Source organism: Pseudoalteromonas sp. T1lg76 (assembly GCF_002964725.1).
Lineage (GTDB): Bacteria > Pseudomonadota > Gammaproteobacteria > Enterobacterales > Alteromonadaceae > Pseudoalteromonas.
Genome location: NZ_PQCE01000003.1, coordinates 45,205 through 62,800 on the forward strand (window position 1 = coordinate 45,205; position 17,596 = coordinate 62,800).

Annotated in this window: 11 protein-coding genes; 6 read left to right on the plus strand and 5 right to left on the minus strand. The window is 50.0% G+C overall.

The window, feature by feature from the left end; translation table 11 throughout:
- Positions 1–15: 15 nt before the first annotated feature.
- Entirely contained in the window at positions 16–1,689 is a 1,674-nt protein-coding gene (gene recN / locus C2M35_RS00805; protein WP_105257819.1) for a DNA repair protein RecN, read from the plus strand.
- Between the two features lie 77 nt (positions 1,690–1,766).
- On the opposite strand, the gene C2M35_RS00810 is transcribed toward recN, so the two are convergent.
- From C2M35_RS00810 to C2M35_RS00825, 4 genes are all read right to left on the minus strand, one after another.
- Entirely contained in the window at positions 1,767–3,182 is a 1,416-nt protein-coding gene (locus tag C2M35_RS00810; RefSeq protein ID WP_105257818.1) for an FAD-dependent oxidoreductase, read from the minus strand.
- 8 nt (positions 3,183–3,190) lie between these two features.
- Complete coding sequence (gltB, locus tag C2M35_RS00815) at positions 3,191–7,648, minus strand: glutamate synthase large subunit (protein WP_105264405.1); 4,458 nt, start codon at positions 7,646–7,648, stop codon at positions 3,191–3,193.
- Between the two features lie 343 nt (positions 7,649–7,991).
- Positions 7,992–8,822 (minus strand): substrate-binding periplasmic protein, encoded by an 831-nt coding sequence (locus tag C2M35_RS00820; RefSeq protein ID WP_158677886.1) that lies wholly within the window; start codon positions 8,820–8,822, stop codon positions 7,992–7,994.
- Between the two features lie 251 nt (positions 8,823–9,073).
- Positions 9,074–9,415 (minus strand): Grx4 family monothiol glutaredoxin, encoded by a 342-nt coding sequence (locus C2M35_RS00825; RefSeq protein WP_105200603.1) that lies wholly within the window; start codon positions 9,413–9,415, stop codon positions 9,074–9,076.
- A gap of 337 nt (positions 9,416–9,752) precedes the next feature.
- Between C2M35_RS00825 and C2M35_RS00830 the strand changes: the two genes are divergently transcribed.
- From C2M35_RS00830 to tpx, 5 genes are all read left to right on the plus strand, one after another.
- Positions 9,753–10,337 carry a Fe-Mn family superoxide dismutase gene (locus C2M35_RS00830; RefSeq protein WP_105200604.1) on the plus strand — a complete coding sequence of 195 codons (585 nt, stop codon included), beginning with the start codon at positions 9,753–9,755 and terminating at the stop codon, positions 10,335–10,337.
- Positions 10,338–10,563: 226 nt separating this feature from the next.
- Positions 10,564–12,486 (plus strand): PrkA family serine protein kinase, encoded by a 1,923-nt coding sequence (locus tag C2M35_RS00835; protein ID WP_105215658.1) that lies wholly within the window; start codon positions 10,564–10,566, stop codon positions 12,484–12,486.
- Positions 12,487–12,515: 29 nt separating this feature from the next.
- Positions 12,516–13,802 (plus strand): YeaH/YhbH family protein, encoded by a 1,287-nt coding sequence (locus tag C2M35_RS00840; RefSeq protein WP_105264406.1) that lies wholly within the window; start codon positions 12,516–12,518, stop codon positions 13,800–13,802.
- A 14-nt stretch (positions 13,803–13,816) separates the two neighbouring features.
- The gene (locus tag C2M35_RS00845; protein WP_105200606.1) at positions 13,817–15,325 is read left to right on the plus strand and encodes a SpoVR family protein; all 1,509 of its coding nucleotides are present in this window, start codon (positions 13,817–13,819) and stop codon (positions 15,323–15,325) included.
- Positions 15,326–15,641: 316 nt separating this feature from the next.
- Positions 15,642–16,238, plus strand: a complete 597-nt coding sequence (gene tpx / locus C2M35_RS00850; protein ID WP_105215660.1) for a thiol peroxidase — start codon at positions 15,642–15,644, stop codon at positions 16,236–16,238.
- A gap of 52 nt (positions 16,239–16,290) precedes the next feature.
- On the opposite strand, the gene hemH is transcribed toward tpx, so the two are convergent.
- Entirely contained in the window at positions 16,291–17,295 is a 1,005-nt protein-coding gene (hemH, locus tag C2M35_RS00855; RefSeq protein ID WP_105264407.1) for a ferrochelatase, read from the minus strand.
- Between the last annotated feature and the right edge of the window lie 301 nt (positions 17,296–17,596).

Here is a 17,596-nt window from a genome sequence, read left to right on the forward strand (position 1 = left end):
GGATGGATAAACAGTATGCTTTCGGGATTAACTATTTCTAATTTTGCTATTGTTAGCGAGCTTGAAACCCAATGGCATGCCGGTATGACCGCAATCACAGGGGAAACCGGTGCAGGTAAATCGATTGCCATCGATGCCCTCTCTCTGTGCTTAGGTGAGCGTGCCGACGCTGCCGCCGTGCGCCCCGGCGCCAAACAGGCAGACATTAGCGCCCGTTTCGATATTAGTCGCCTGCCCAAGGCTCAACAGTTTTTGCAAGAGCATATGCTGGAGGCAGATGAGCAAGAATGCCTACTGCGACGCGTAGTTGCGAAAAATGGCCGCAGCAAAAGCTATATCAACGGCATCAGTGTTACCGCCGCCCAGTTAAAGGAATTGGGCCAGCACTTATTATCCATCCATGGTCAGCATGCGCACCAGTTGTTGCTGAAAAACGACCATCAGCTGCAATTACTCGATGGCTATGCCGGCCATAAATCCTTACTTGAAAATACGGCGAAAAGCTTTAGCCGATACCAAAAGTTACAGCTGGAGCTGCGCGAGTTAGAGGCCAAGCACGCCCAACAACAGGCGCAAAAGCAACTGCTTGAATATCAGGTCGCCGAGCTCGACGAATTTGCTCTGGAGGACGGCGAATATGAGCAAATCGAGGTGGAGCATAATCGTCTTAGCCATGCCCAGCACTTGCTTGAAGGCTCACAGCAGCAACTTTATGCCTTGTACGAAGGCGATGAGCAAACCATTAACGGTGCTCTACAGCACAGCGCCATTGCCATTAGCGAGCTGGCCGCCATAGATCCAAGCTTAGAAGGCATCGCCGCCATGCTTAACGACGCCTGTGTGCAGGTAGAAGAAGCAAGCCGCGAGCTGCGCGGTTATTGCGATAGCGCTGAGTTGGATCCAGAGCGCTTAACCCAGCTCGATGAACGCCTGGGCACCGCCATCACCTTGGCGCGCAAGCATATGGTTGAACCTAAGGCTCTGGTGGCACATCACCTGCAAATTAAGACGGATCTTGAAGCAATCTGTGTTGACGATCAACGCCTGGCTCAGCTCGATGATGAGATAGCCGAAGCTCTTAATGAATATCAGCAGTGCTGCGAGCTATTATCCGCCAGCCGTAAAGAGGCGGCGCAAGAATTAAGCGAACTGATCGGCGCCAGTATGCATGAGTTGTCGATGGAAAATGGCCGCTTTGCCATTGCTCTCGATTTTGACTCAGCGCGCACACCCAGCCGCCTTGGTTTAGACCGCATCGAATTTTTGGTAAGCACCAACCCGGGTCAACCCATGCAGGCGCTGTCTAAGGTTGCCTCCGGCGGTGAGCTCTCGCGGATCAGTTTGGCAATCCAGGTGATCATCGCCCAGCGCGTGACCACGCCAACGCTTATTTTCGATGAAGTGGATGTAGGTATCTCCGGGCCAACCGCAGCAGCGGTAGGTAAGTTGCTGCGTCGCCTTGGCCAATCTACTCAGGTTATATGTGTGACCCACCTGCCCCAAGTGGCCTCCAGCGCCATGAACCAGTTCTTCGTGGGCAAACAGGTGGCCAATGATGAAACCTTTACACAAATGCTGGCGCTTAATAAGCAAGGCCGCGTTGATGAAATCGCCCGCCTGCTGGCCGGTGACAATATCAGTAAAACCACCTTGGCCAATGCCAGGGAGCTGATTGCAGCTCACGCTTAACATTATCAATGAGTAAAAACAGCGCATAAAAAAAGCGGGCTAATGCCCGCTTTGCTGCTTCCAAGGTTTATCCAAAATTAAACTTCCAGGTAATCCATAATGCCTTCTGCGGCATTACGGCCTTCAAAGATGGCGGTAACCACCAGATCCGAGCCCCGTACCACATCACCCCCGGCAAAAATTTTCGGGTTAGTGGTCTGATGCGTAAAGGCGCCCTGCTCTGGGGCATTAATGCCACCCCAGTGATTTATTTCCACACCAAAGGGCTCCAGCCATTCCATCTTATGGGGCTTAAAGCCAAAGGCCATCAACACCGCATCGGCGGCAACTGTATGCTCTGAGTCGGGAACTTCTTCGGCGCGATGACGGCCATTTTCATCGGGCTCGCCCAATTGGGTATGCACCATGCGAACGCCGCTCACCCGACCTTGCTCGTCCACCACTATGCCCTTAGGCTGAACATTAAACATAAACTCGACGCCTTCTTCCTTGGCATTTTTTACCTCGCGTTTAGAGCCGGGCATATTCTCTTCGTCACGGCGATAGGCACAGATCACCTGCTGCGCCTGTTGACGCACCGAGGTACGTACACAGTCCATGGCGGTATCACCACCACCGAGTACCACTACCCGCTTACCCTGCATATCAAGATAGGGAGCATCGCCCTCTTCATAGCCCATCACTCGGTTGGTATTGCCAATTAAAAATGGCAGGGCGTCGTGCACGCCTTCGGCATCCTCGTTTTCAAGGTTGGCACGCATACTTTGATAGGTACCGACGCCGAGGAAGACCGCATCATACTGATCGATGATCTGTTGCAGCTCGATATCCTTGCCCACCTCTGTGTTCAGACGAAACTCGACACCCATCTCGGTAAAGATTTCCCGACGTCGTTGCATCACTTCTTTTTCCAACTTAAACGAAGGAATACCAAAGGTCAGCAGACCGCCAATTTCCGGGTGACGGTCAAACACCACGGGTTTAACTCCATTGCGCACCAGCACATCGGCACAGCCGAGTCCCGCCGGCCCAGCACCGATAATGGCGACCTTTTTATCACTCCATACCACGTGCTTCATATCCGGTTTCCAACCCATGGCAAAGGCGGTATCGGTAATGTATTTTTCGATATTGCCTATGGTGACGGCACCGAATTCCTCATTCAGAGTACAGGCGCCTTCACAAAGCCTGTCCTGCGGGCACACGCGCCCACACACCTCGGGCAGACTGTTGGTGCGGTGAGAAAGCTCCGCCGCTTCGAGAATACGCCCGGTGCGAATAAGCTTTAACCACTGCGGGATATAATTGTGCACCGGACATTGCCATTCACAATAGGGGTTGCCACAGTCAAGACAACGATCCGCCTGAGAGTCGACCTGGTTTTGTGAAAACGGCTCATAGATCTCAACAAACTGCTGCTTGCGCGTAGAAATCGGCTTTTTGCGCGGATCGACACGCTGTACATCGATAAACTGATAAACATTCTGGCTCATACTTCCTCCTATTGCGCCTGCACTCGTAGTTCGGCGCTACTGCGGGCGCGGTGTCCCAACAGGCTATGAACATCACTGGAAATAGGCTTCACCAACTTAAACATGGGCAAGTAAAGATCGAAGCTGGCGAGGATGGCCTCGGCGCGCTGCGAGCCAGTCAGCTCAAGGTGCTCGGCAATCAAACCACGCAGATGCTCCTGATGAGTCGGCAACTGCTCCAGGCTCACTATCTCCACCAGCTCAGGGTTCATGCGCTTGGTAAAGTCATGTGCTTCATCAAGCACATAGGCAAAACCTCCGGTCATGCCAGCACCAAAGTTAATACCTACCTTACCAAGCACACAGACCACTCCGCCGGTCATATATTCACAACCGTTGTCGCCAAGACCTTCAATCACGGCGGTAACTCCGGAGTTACGAACGCCAAAGCGTTCACCAGCGCAGCCCGCGGCATATAATTTGCCGCCAGTGGCACCGTATAAACAGGTATTACCTACAATTGCCGCCTGGTGTGACTGGAAACAAGAACCCAAAGGCGGACGCACCACCAAACGGCCGCCAGCCATGCCCTTGCCCACATAGTCATTGGCATCACCGACAAGAGTCATTTCCAGACCACCGGCATTAAACACCCCAAACGACTGACCTGCGGTGCCATGCAATTCAATACGCACCGGCTCTGCAGCCATGCCCTGGTTACCATGCTGGGCGGCGATATAACCGGAAAGCATGGCCCCTACCGAGCGGTCGGTGTTACAGATACGCGTCACCAGATTGGCTCCGCTGCGATTATCTATGGCCTGCTTCGTCTTCGCCAACAGCTCTTCATTAAGGGCGCCGCGATAGTGTGAGGTATTAGGCATAGAACAATATAAGGACTGACCGCTTATATTTTTTGGTTGTGCCAGCAAGTGCGATAAATCCAGCTTTTGCTGTTTCGCCGTTTTGCCTTCGAGCGCCTCAAGCAAGTCGGTGCGCCCGATCAAATCAACCAATCGGGTTACGCCCAAGGAGGCCATCAATTCGCGCGCTTCCTGAGCGATAAACTTAAAGTAGTTCATCGCCATTTCCGGCAGGCCGTGATAGTGCTTGGCACGCAGGGTTTCATCCTGAGTCGCCACACCTGTGGCACAGTTATTCAAATGACAAATTCTGAGGTATTTACAGCCCAGTGCAACCATGGGGCCAGTACCAAAACCAAAGCTTTCGGCGCCCAAGATAGCCGCTTTAATAATGTCGAGACCGGTTTTTAAGCCACCATCGGTTTGCAAGCGAATACGATGTCGCAAGCCATTTTCAACCAGAGCCTGCTGGGTTTCCGCCAGACCTAGCTCCCATGGGCTGCCGGCGTATTTGACTGAGGTCAGCGGGCTTGCACCTGTGCCGCCATCGTAGCCAGCTATGGTGATCAAATCCGCGTAGGCCTTGGCCACCCCAGTGGCTATGGTGCCAACACCGGGCTCAGACACCAGCTTAACCGAGATCATGGCCTCAGGATTCACCTGTTTAAGATCAAAAATCAGCTGGGCCAGGTCTTCAATGGAGTAAATATCATGGTGCGGTGGCGGTGAAATCAAGGTTACACCGGGCACTGAGTAACGTAATTTGGCGATATAGGGGGTGACCTTTTCCCCTGGTAATTGTCCACCCTCGCCCGGTTTGGCGCCTTGCGCTACCTTGATCTGAATAACATCGGCACTGCGCAAGTAATGCGGCGTAACGCCAAAGCGCCCCGAGGCCACCTGCTTGATACGGGAGTTTTTCTCTGTGCCATATCGCAACTTATCTTCGCCGCCCTCACCCGAGTTGGAGCAACCGCCGAGGCGGTTCATGGCAATCGCCAGAGCCTCATGCGCTTCCGGTGACAGGGCACCTATACTCATGGCCGCCGAGTCGAAACGCTTATACAGCTCCTCGGGTGCTTCTACCTCATCGATGGCAATAGCCTTAGTGCCGCCCTTAAGCGCCAACATATCGCGAATGTTGGTGATCGGCCGGTTATTAACCAGATCTGCATAACGCAGATAATCTTGATAATCGCCAGAGCGAACTGCTTTTTGCAGCGACTGGATCACATCCGGATTATAGGCATGGTATTCACCGCCATGAACAAACTTTAATAAACCACCATGGCTCAAAAGCTTGCGCGCGCTAAAGGCAAGCTGGCGCAACTTCAACTGATCCTGCTCGAAATCCTCAAAGCCGGCACCACTAATGCGGTTGGCAACGCCGTTAAAGCACAGGTCCACCACCTGCTCGGACAGGCCAACGGCTTCGAACAACATGGAACAGCGATAGGAAGCCACTGTACTAATACCCATCTTAGACATGATTTTAAGCAGGCCCTTGTTGATGGCGTTACGATACGAAAGCGTCACTTCGCGATAGCTCTTGTTAATGACCTTGGCATCGCTCATCGCCACCAAGGATTCATAGGCCAGATAAGGGTAAATAGCGGTGGCACCAAAGCCAAGTAAGACCGCAAATTGATGCGGGTCGCGGGCGCTGCCGGTTTCGATAATGATATTGGTATCACAGCGCAGGCTGTTGTTGACCAGGCGCTGGTGCACAGCTCCCACGGCCATGGCGGCCGGAATAGGCAGACTATCCTGGCTGATATGTCTGTCGCTGAGCAGCAACATCACCACACCGGATTCGGCCTTGCGCTGCGCTTCATCACAAATGCGCACTAATGCCTGCTCCAGGGTTTCATCGGCGGTGTAGTTTAAATCGATTGAACTATGGCTGTAGTGCTCATCATTGGCGCTGCGCAGCTGTACCATGTCGGAATACATAAGTATGGGGGTGTCAAACTGCAAGCGCTTGGCATGGCCCGTGGTCTCGTTAAAGACATTTTGTTCGCGGCCAATGCAGGTCGCCAAAGACATAACATGATTTTCCCGCAGTGGATCGATAGGCGGGTTAGTCACCTGAGCAAATTTCTGGCGGAAATAGTCGAACAGAGATCTATGTCCCTCGGAAAGCACGGCAAACGGGGTATCATCACCCATGGAGCCGGTCGCTTCCTGGCCATTTTCACCCATCACTCGGATCACCTGATCCAACTCTTCATTGGTATAGGCGAACATCTTTTGATAGATAAGCAGAGTTTCTTCGTCGAATGAGCGGTTGCCCGCCTCTTTATCGCTCAGTAACTCAAAAGGCGTCAGGCGCTTAACGTTTTGCTCAAGCCATTGCTTGTAAGGGTGGCGAGCTTTTAGATCCTGATCGATTTCATCGGAATGCCACACCTTGCCATGCAAAGTATCTATGACCATCAGCTCACCTGGGCCTACCCTGCCTTTTTCCACCACCTCATCGGCGGCATAATCCCAGATCCCTACTTCTGAGGCCAGGGTAATAAAGCCGTCCTGGGTCAACACATAGCGTGCTGGACGCAGGCCGTTTCTATCCAGATTACAAGCGGCGAAGCGACCATCCGACATCACTATGCCGGCTGGGCCGTCCCAGGGCTCCATATGCATGGAGTTAAAATCGTAGAAGGCGCGTAAATCCTCATCCATGGCGCGGTTTTTCTGCCATGCTGGCGGCACCAACATACGCATGGCTCGGAACAAGTCCATGCCGCCGGCCAAAAACAGCTCGAGCATATTATCCAGGCTCGATGAATCCGAACCGCTTTCATTCACAAAAGGCGCCGCGGTCTGTAAGTCCGGCAACAGCGGCGAGGCAAATTTATAGGCGCGAGCTCTGGCCCATTGGCGGTTGCCCGTGATGGTGTTGATCTCGCCATTGTGCGCCAAATATCTAAACGGCTGGGCCAAAGGCCAGCGCGGTTGGGTATTGGTAGAGAAGCGTTGGTGGAACACGCAGATCGCCGTGGTCATACGCATATCGGCCAAGTCGAGATAAAAATTAGGCAAGTCTTCGGGCATCATCAAGCCCTTGTAGACGGTCACCAAACCAGACAAGCTGGCGATATAAAAATCCTTATCCTGCTGCAACTGCTTTTCGATTCGGCGCCGGGCGATATACAAGCGGCGCTCTAAATCCTTGGGCCGCCAGCCCTCAGGGGCACTGACAAATACCTGCACAAACTGCGGCAATTGCGCCAAGGCAATATCACCCAGATAACTGGTATCCACCGGCACCTCGCGCCAGCCCACCAAGGTCAGGGTTTCCTGCTCTAATTCTTTTGCCACCAGCGTCTTGGCCGCCTGGGCCTGGACGGGATCCTGACTTAAAAAAAGCATGCCGACAGCATAGTTTTTACCCAGCAACCAATCATTTTCTTTGGCAATAGCACGAAAGAAGCTATCGGGCTTTTGCATCAATAAACCACAGCCATCGCCGGTTTTACCATCGGCAGAAATACCGCCACGATGCTCCATACGCGCCAATCCGGTAATGGCGGTGCGAATAAGTTTATGGCTAACCTGACCGTTGACCTGGGCTATTAAGCCAAAGCCGCAATTATCTTTTTCTAAACTTGAGTCATATAACATGTTGGACCCCTCTCCCCATTGCTACTGCGTGCTAGCTTGGCAATTATTGACCCTTGCTGTGGTGCTAGCGGACCGTCAACGCTAACCCTTTGCATCTGGGGTGTCAACGAAATAACGAATACATATTCACAATCTTGAATATTTTTCATTATTTGTGATCACCATAAAAAGTAAACACCTTGTACTATTTATCCGCTTTATATTCGTTATTTTTAACATGACACCAGTGTCAAAATGAAAAAACGCTAAATTACGTTAAGGTAAACCTGCACTTTACGTTAACGTAAATGAAATCTCATAGTGAATAATTATTCACAGCGAGCAGTGGGTATTCACTGGTTTTTTAATTGTATGCAGGGCAGGCTTGTTTGAGTCGGGACATCAGTTGCGTACGCAACGCCTGTTTCTGCATCTGCGCGATCTCACTATTAATATCCAACATTAACCTTTGCCACTGAGGCCGCGCCGTTGACAGCGCAAAATACAAGGACTGCTCGGTGATAGCCGGTTGCAATACTCGGTAGCTATCGCTGGCGACATTCTGACGCTGAGCCAGGGTGTTTATCACTAGGGGATCGGCCACAATCAGGTTGACTCGCCCCGAAAGTAATAATTGCAGGTTCTGGCTGTCGTCTATGGCTTGCTGCACAATCACGCGACCACCGTCGAGCACTTTGTCAACCTCGGGTGCATTTTGGTAGCCACGTACCACGCCCACAGCATAATCGGACAAGGATTGAGGAGCCGGAGCCTGGGTGAGCTCGCTGTTGGCGGCGCTAATATAATGCACGGGAGTGTGGGCGTAAGGAGAGGACAAGGCTAAATGCTGTAAACGAGTATTGCCCAGCACCACATCGGACGGTGCCGAAGCTTCTATTTCATATTCGGGAGCGAGTATATCCACATGACCCAGCTCCGCCATACGCACAGCACGGGCCCAGGGTAAAAAGCGAAATTCGGGATTGTAGCCGGCCTGTATTATCACCGCCGCCATATACTGAAGCAGCCAGCCACCTTGGCATTCTTGCCGGCCTATATAGGGAGGCCAATCAAGAGTAGCTACCACCGCCTTGCGCTCTCGGCCGCCATCAAAACTCAGAGTCGCACCCTGCCACATACCGGTGTAACTGTAGTTCTGATTATCAAGTCGGTATTCCAGGGTTACTTGTGTCACCTTGTCTGCTGCTACGACCCACTTAAACGGCCAGCTTGTCGCGAGGAGTAACACGAGTATTCCCTGAATTCGCACTGAGAACATCACCCACTTCCATAGTCACCCATTAATGCCTAGATGAAAGTGTAATAGATGCTGGCGAGATGGAAAGAAAAGAAAAAGAAAAGCCGGCGACTGCCGGCTTAAGTATTATTTTTATCGTTTATCAACGACATAACCCTTGGTTGCGCCCAAGAGCATAGCCTGTTTGCTTATTCGGCGCTGTCCGCTTCTTTATATTTAGCAGCAGTTTCTTGAATAAGTGGCTGTAATTCACCGCGTTGGAACATTTCGATAATAATGTCACAGCCGCCGATCAACTCGCCTTCAACCCAAAGCTGTGGGAAGGTTGGCCAGTTGGCATATTTAGGCAATTCAGCGCGAATATCCGGGTTTTGTAGAATATCCACGTAAGCAAATTGCTCACCACAAGACATCAACGCTTGTGAAGCCTGCGAAGAAAAGCCGCAGCTTGGTAATTTAGGCGAACCCTTCATATAAAGCAGAATCGGGTTTTCGGCAATTTGCTGTTTAATCTTATCAATGGTTTCCATTAACAACCTCTATTTCAATTTTCGATGCTGGTTTGTATTGAAAACCACCACCGCGACCACAATGTTTAGGGTATGTTAAAGCAAACGGCCAACGCTGGATAGTTTCCCAGGGTAAACGCATGAGCTATTTTTCTCGCAAAGTTAACGAAAAATAGTGCCAGGCTTGCTAACATTGGTAAAAGCGAGAATAGCTTACACTTCTTAAAGCGTTGCTGTTTGTTTAAACTTGAGTAAAATACTCGGGAATTATAGTACCACTATAAAGGCTTTCAGTACACCGAGCGCAACGTGCACCCGGTTAAAGCCCATTTTCAAATAAAGACAGATGGAGAAAAACATGGCATTTGAACTACCGTCACTACCTTATGAAATCAACGCTCTTGAGCCGCACATTTCTCAAGAAACTCTTGAGTACCACCACGGTAAGCACCACAACACTTACGTAGTAAAGTTAAACGGCTTAATCGAAGGTACTGATTTCGAAGGTAAATCACTAGAAGAGATCGTATGTTCATCAGAAGGCGGTGTTTTCAACAATGCTGCACAAATCTGGAACCACACTTTCTACTGGCACAGCCTATCTCCAAATGGCGGTGGTGTAGCAACTGGCGCAGTTGCCGATGCTATCAACGCTAAATGGGGTTCTTTCGAAGCGTTCCAAGAAGCTTTCAACGATAAAGCAGTTAACAACTTCGGTTCAAGCTGGACTTGGTTAGTTAAAACTGCCGACGGTTCTCTAGATATCGTTAACACTTCAAATGCAGCGACTCCGCTAACTGAAGCTGGCGTAACTCCTATCCTAACTGTGGATCTGTGGGAACACGCTTACTACATCGATTACCGTAACCTGCGTCCTGATTACCTTAAAGGTTTCTGGGCACTAGTTAACTGGGATTTCGCGAACCAAAACTTCGCTGCTTAATCGCCAAACATTCATGTTAAGGTGAATTAATTTCACCTTGACTAAATGACAAAAAAAGCCTTGTTGTCGGTGTACAACTGGGCTTTTTTTATGCCTGAATCCAACGCCAATCCAGAGGACTAAATTCCTAATATATTTCGCAAATTTTTATAACACTGTCTACGCTTTAAGTAACCGAGTTGCATCTTTGCCTTTCATCTTAGCTTCGGGTTCCTTGGAGGTCGCTATGACAATATTTGAGCATTATCAATCTCGCTTTGAAGCATCCCAAGAAGAAGAATATAGCGTTAGCGAGTTTTTAGAGTTGTGCAAACAAGACAAAACGGCCTACGCCACGGCCGCTGAAAGACTACTGACGGCCATAGGCGAGCCGCAGATGATAGATACCTCGCAAGACTCGATACTCAGTCGCCTCTTTTCCAACAGGGTGATCGCCCGCTACCCGGCATTCAGTGAGTTTTATGGTATGGAAGATGCCATAGAGCAAATAGTGTCTTACCTTAAACACGCTGCGCAAGGCCTTGAAGAGTATAAACAAGTTCTGTACTTACTTGGCCCAGTTGGTGGCGGTAAGTCATCCATCGCCGAAAAATTGAAATACCTGATGCAACAGGTGCCGATTTATTGTTTAAAAGGCTCGCCGGTTAATGACCATCCATTAAGCCTTTTTAACGCCATGGAAGATGGCGACCTGTTAGAGAACGAATACGGCATCAAAAAACGTTACTTGCGCACTATAATGTCGCCTTGGGCGGCGAAACGCTTAAAAGAATACAATGGCGACATCAGCCAGTTTAGGGTGGTTAAGCGCTACCCCTCTATTTTAAATCAAATCGCCATCGCCAAAACCGAACCCGGCGATGAGAACAACCAGGATATCTCGGCCCTAGTTGGTAAGGTCGATATTCGTAAACTAGAGCATTTTGCCCAAAATGATCCCGATGCCTACGCCTATTCCGGCGCTTTATGCCTGGCCAACCAAGGCTTGATGGAGTTTGTGGAAATGTTTAAGGCGCCAATCAAGGTGCTGCACCCACTGCTTACTGCAACCCAAGAAGGCAACTATAACGGCACCGAAGGCATTTCGGCCCTGCCCTTTAGCGGTATTATTCTCGCTCACTCCAATGAGTCAGAATGGCAAACCTTTAAAAACAACAAAAACAACGAGGCTTTCCTCGACAGGGTTTATATCGTTAAAGTGCCCTATTGCCTGCGCGTTACCGAAGAAGTAAAAATTTACGATAAGCTATTACAAAACAGTGAGCTATGCGACGCACCATGCGCCCCAGGCACACTCGAGACTTTAGCCAAGTTCTCAGTTTTATCCCGCCTTAAAGAGCCGGAAAACTCCAGTATTTATTCAAAAATGCGGGTTTATAACGGCGAAAGCCTCAAAGATACGGATCCCAAGGCCAAATCCTATCAGGAATATCGCGACTACGCTGGCGTCGATGAGGGGATGACCGGGCTGTCGACACGTTTCTCCTTTAAGATACTGTCCCGGGTTTTTAACTTTGATCACAGCGAAGTGGCGGCCAACCCGGTGCACCTGTTTTATGTGCTTGAGCAACAAATCGAGCGTGAACAATACAGTGCCGAGGTACAAGAGCGTTACTTATCGCACCTTAAGGGCTACCTGATCCCGCAATACGTTGAATTTATCGGTAAAGAGCTGCAAACCGCTTATTTAGAGTCCTACTCCGAATATGGTCAGAATATTTTCGACCGCTATGTGACCTATGCAGACTTTTGGATTCAGGATCAGGAGTACCGAGACCCGGATACGGGGCAGCTATTTGACCGTGCCGCTCTGAACGCCGAGTTGGAAAAAATTGAAAAACCTGCGGGCATCTCTAATCCTAAGGACTTCCGCAACGAAATCGTCAACTTTGTCCTGCGGGCACGGGCGCACAACAATGGCAAAAACCCCTTGTGGACCAGCTACGAGAAGCTTCGCACCGTGATAGAGAAGAAGATGTTCTCAAATACCGAGGATTTGTTGCCGGTTATCTCCTTCAATGCCAAAACCTCGGCGGAAGATCAGAAGAAGCACGAAGACTTTGTTAATCGCATGGTAGCTAAGGGCTACACCCAGAAACAAGTAAGGCTGTTATCTGAGTGGTACTTGCGCGTACGCAAATCACAATAACGCCTTTGAAGTAAGTTGAGGGGAATTTTATGGCGCACTTTATCGATAGGCGCCTGAACGGCAAGAATAAAAGTACGCTTAATCGTCAACGCTTTATTCGACGCTATAAAAAGCAAATTAAGGAAGCCGTTTCAGACGCCATAAACAAACGCAGTGTCACCGATGTGTCCAGCGGTGAGAGCATATCCATACCCGCAAAAGACATCAAAGAGCCGGTGTTTCATCAGGGCAAGGGCGGCTTTCGCGAGCAGGTGCACCCGGGCAATGATCAGTTCAATGCCGGCGACAGGATCAAGCGCCCTCCTGCAGGGCAAAGCGGTGGCGCCGGTGAAGGCGAAGCCAGCGACCAAGGAGAAGGCACGGATGACTTTGTGTTCTCCATCTCCAAGGACGAATATCTCGACCTCCTTTTTGAAGATCTAGAGCTGCCTAACTTACAGGAAAACAGCCTCGACAAGCTGGTGCAGATGCGCACCCACAGGGCCGGTTTTTGTAACGATGGGGTGCCAAGCAACATAGATATCATCCGCTCATTGCAAAGCTCCTTAGCGCGCCGAGTGGCCATGACAGCAGGGAAAAAGCGTGAGCTGGCCGAACTCAAACAAGAACTTATGCACCTAGAGCAACAACCTGTGCCGGAGCAAACTCGTATCAATCAATTGCTGGTGCAAATAGAAGAGCTGGAGCGCCAAATATCGGCCGTGCCCTTTATCGATAATTATGATCTGCGCTTTCGCAACTATGAAAAACGCCCCCACCCCACCTCCAAGGCGGTGATGTTTTGCTTGATGGATGTGTCCGGCTCCATGGATCAGGCCACCAAGGATATGGCAAAGCGCTTTTATATTCTGCTCTACTTATTCCTTACCCGCACCTATAAGGACATTGAGGTAGTGTATATACGCCATCATACCCAGGCCAAGGAGGTCGATGAGCAGGAGTTTTTCTACTCCCAGGAAACCGGCGGCACCATAGTTTCCAGCGCCCTAAAGCTGATGCACCAGATCATTGCCGCCCGCTATTCCTCCAGCGAGTGGAATATCTACGCCGCCCAGGCGTCCGATGGCGATAACTGGGCCGATGATTCCCCTCAATGCGCTGAGGTACTGAGCAACAAGATTTTACCCATGGTGCGCTACTACGCCTATGTGGAGATCACCAATCGCGCCCATCAAAGCCTGTGGCGCGAGTATGAACAATTAGCGGCGCACTTCGGGAACTTTGCCATTAAGCACATTACCTCGGTGGAAGACATTTACCCTATCTTCCGCGAACTCTTTAAAAAAAGTGCAAGCACTACGGCGCAACGCGCCTAGCATAAGGGGTGACTATGACCAAGCCTTTAAGTGACGGCCCAGATTGGACTTTTGATTTACTGGAAGAATATCGGCAGGAGATCAAACGGGTCGCCGAGCACTATAAGCTCGACACTTACCCCAATCAGATTGAAGTGATCACCGCCGAGCAGATGATGGACGCCTACTCCAGCGTCGGCATGCCCATAGGCTACAACCACTGGTCGTTCGGTAAGAAATTTATTCAAACAGAGCAAAACTACCGCCGTGGCCAAATGGGCTTAGCCTATGAAATCGTTATTAACTCCAACCCCTGTATTGCCTACCTGATGGAAGAAAACACCATGGCCATGCAGGCCTTAGTGATGGCCCATGCCTGTTATGGCCACAATTCCTTTTTTAAGGGAAATTACCTGTTTAAAACCTGGACCGACGCCGGCTCCATTATCGATTACCTGCTGTTCGCCAAAAACTACATCGCCGAGTGCGAGCAAAAATATGGCATAGATGAGGTAGAAGATATTCTCGACTCCTGCCATGCGCTGATGAATTATGGCGTCGACCGCTATAAGCGACCGCAGCAAATATCCCTGTATGAGGAGCAAAAGCGCCAGCAGGAGCGCGCCGATTACTTGCAATCTCAGGTCAATGAGCTGTGGCGTACCATTCCCACCAGTGAGCAACAAAAAAGTAAAAAGCGCCCGCGTTTTCCTTCAGAGCCGCAGGAAAATATTCTCTATTTTGTCGAAAAAAATGCGCCTCTCCTGGAACCTTGGCAGCGCGAGATAGTGCGTATAGTGCGTAAAATATCCCAGTACTTCTACCCGCAAAAGCAAACCCAGGTTATGAATGAAGGCTGGGCCACCTTCTGGCACTACACCCTGCTTAATCACCTCTATGACGAGGGCAAACTCACCGATGGTTTTATGTTCGAGGTGCTGCAAAGCCACACCAATGTAATTTATCAGCCACCCTACAACAGCAATTATTACTCCGGCATCAACCCCTACGCCTTGGGTTTTAATATGATGGTGGATATTCGCCGTATTTGTGAAAATCCGGACGATGAGGACCGTCAGTGGTTCCCCGAGTATGCGGGCAGTAATTGGTTGGAAACCCTGCATTTTGCGATGCAGAATTTTAAAGATGAGAGCTTTATCAGCCAGTTTTTATCACCGCGGCTCATTCGTGAATTCAAACTTTTTTCCATTGTCGATGACAGCCAGCAACCGCATTTAGAAGTCGCAGCGATCCACGATGAAAACGGCTACCAGAAAATTCGCCAGGCGCTGTCAGCACAATACAACCTCAGCAATCATGAGCCCAATATTCAGGTCTATAACATTGATATTCGTGGCGATAGGTCGTTAACCCTGCGCTATATCCCTCATCTTGGTATTCCATTGGCCGAATCCAAAGATGAGGTGCTTAAACACCTGCACAGGTTATGGGGCTTCCCCGTGCGCCTTGAGCAGGAAAACGCTGACGGTAGCATAGTCAAGTTAGGCACTTGCCCCAACTCAGAGTTGGAACTCGAGCACTAAGTCGAGAATAAACGAAGAAATAAAACGTCTAGATTGTCGGTCTGTAATAGAGTCAGACATTCTCAGTCATGGGTTGCGAGCATAAGTTGTACTTCTCAGCCTGTGGGCAAAAGCGGGCGAGTTACGGCTGCGCGACACTGGTGTTTTCATCACTTAGAATACCTGACACCAGGGGCTGAGAATGGTATGAAATGATAATTACCGCTTATTTTACAAAAGCTAACCACAAATAGTGGTATTAACATTACTCAATTTAAATATAGACTGGCTCTATCAAAACAATTTACAGCATACAGATTAAAATTAAGGCAAGAATATGATAAATAAAGTATTGCTCAGCGCCCTCGTGCTGGCTTCCAGTGTCAGCTACGGCGCCTTCGCAGAACAAAGCACCACCATCAACACCCTGGATGCCAATAAGGTTACAGCCAAAGGCAAGCCCGTGGTACTGCTCGGAAATGGTGTAGCCGTTGGTCAAAAGGCTCCTGATTTTCGTGTTGTCGATAGTGCATTCCAGGCCAAAGGCCTGAGTGATTATCAACAACAGGCAGTGCTGCTAAGCGTAGTGCCGAGCCTGGACACTGGGGTGTGCAGCATTCAAACCAAACATTTTAACGAGCAGGTGGCAGCCAATTACCCGCAAGTAGCCATGCTCACCATCAGCACCGATCTGCCCTTTGCACAAAAACGCTATTGTGCCGCAGAAGGCATAGACAAGCTGGAAACCTTATCCGATGCTGTGTGGCGCGATTTTGCCGAACATTATGGGCTGCTTATTAAAGACATGGGCATTTTAAGCCGAGCCGTATTTGTCCTCGATAAAGAGCACAAGGTGGTTTACAAGGAATTGGTCAGTGAACTCTCACAAGAGCCGGACTATAAAAAAGCCATCGCCGCTCTAGATTCACTTTAATATCCGCGGTAAAAATCAGACATTAAAAAAGCGCCCGAGGGCGCTTTTTTTATTACCAGTTCTGCAACTGCGAATAGGCAAGCTCGACCAAGAGCTCGATATGCTCGGCATCATCATTCAGTGCTGGGATATAACCCAAATGCTCACCGCCCGCTTCGGTGAAAATCTCGGCATTTTCTACCGATATTTCCTCTAGGGTTTCCAAACAATCGGCGGCAAAGGCCGGGCACACCACCTGCAGCTTCTTCACTCCAGCTTGACCCAGTTCGGTTAAGGTCTTATCCGTATAGGGTTGCAGCCATTCTTCTTTGCCAAAGCGCGACTGAAAGGTCATCAGCCATTGCTCATCGCTGAGCCCCAACTTCTGTGCGCAGCGCTCGGCGGTAAACTTGCAGTGCTCGTAATAAGGGTCGCCCTTATTCACGCAGCGCTTAGGGATACCATGAAAGGAGAAAATCAGCTTTTCTGCGTCACCATGAACTTGGCGGTATTTGGCAATAGACCCGGCCAAGGCATGAATATAGCTGTCGCGCTCATAATAATGCTTTAAGAAACGGATCTCGGGAATATTACGCACCTTAGCAAGATGACGGTTGAGCTTGTCGAATACCGCCGCCGTGGTGGTTGCCGAATACTGAGGATATAAAGGCAATACCGCTATCTTGTCGATGCCGCGGGCCTGCATATCATCAATACGGCTTTGAATGCTGGGCTGGCCATAGGTCATGGCATAATCAACGTGAATCGACTGGCCACTTTGGCTTTGAATGGCTTGCTTGAGAGCCTTTGCCTGACGCTCGGTAATGACCCGTAGCGGCGAGCCTTCACTTTGCCAGATAGAGGCATAGGCCTTGGCCACCTTAGCTGAACGTGTGGGCAAAATAATGCCATTGAGGATGATGGACCACAGCAAAGGCGGGATCTCCACCACTCGGGTGTCCGAAAGAAACTCTTTAAGGTAAGCACGCACCGCCGCGGCCGTCGGCGCCTCCGGAGTTCCCAAATTGACCAACAACACACCATAACGACTGGCTGGCTGCGTCAAAGCTAAAGACATAAACTCATTTCCTTTCGTTGCAAGGGTCTGTTGACCTTTGTTGTTTGTTTCTGTAGCTGTTTGTAGCGTATTTATACAAGGCGGCACATGTGTGGTGTAGTAATTCTACATAAACATGTGCCAACACGGGAGAAATAGGCTTCAAGCGCTGCCCTAGGGGTTCTTCTAAACGCCCTCTGCTCTTTGTTGCTCGTTACTGACATAGAATAACTATGCTGCATAACGAGCGTCGCGATCAGAATGCGTTTAGATTGAACATAAAGTAAACCGCAAAGATAAACAGACCCTAGGATACTGATTA